General features: G+C 38.8%; 1 protein-coding gene. It reads right to left on the reverse strand.

Annotation, left to right across the window (positions count from 1 at the left end; genetic code table 11):
• Positions 1-79 precede the first annotated feature (79 nt).
• On the reverse strand, positions 80-433 hold a 354-nt coding region (locus HR9077_RS00025; protein ID WP_458692898.1), incomplete at its 5' end, for a cyclic nucleotide-binding domain-containing protein.

Consider the following 433-nt stretch of genomic DNA (forward strand, 5'->3'; position numbering starts at 1 on the left):
CGACTAAGCATTGTGAAACTAAAAACATAGTGACTCCTGAAAAAAACAGCAGTCTAATTTAACCTAGCCTTGCAGCGCCTTAACTTAAGTTAAGGCGCTGACGAATTCGTGATAAAGAAATAGCAGAAATGCCGATATACATCGCCACTTCGGTTAGCGTCAATTGCGCAATCCAGTGTGGTTTTTGCGCTAATAAATAGCGATAGCGCTGCTCTGGTGTATTTAATAATAAAAAAGCCTCTTTAGCTTCTTTAAACACTAATTGTTGGGTCAATAAATGTTGTTTTAGTTGTTGCCAATCGGGCTGCTCAAATACAGCTAACGGAATGGCAATTAATCGCGCTGATTTAACCACTTGCAACTGATAAAGCCCAGGAGTATTGGTAAGCCAGTTAGCAAATAAAAGAGCAAACTCGTCCTTAAAATAATATTC

Origin of the sequence: Modicisalibacter radicis (assembly GCF_900961225.1) — a bacterium.
Lineage (GTDB): Bacteria > Pseudomonadota > Gammaproteobacteria > Pseudomonadales > Halomonadaceae > Modicisalibacter.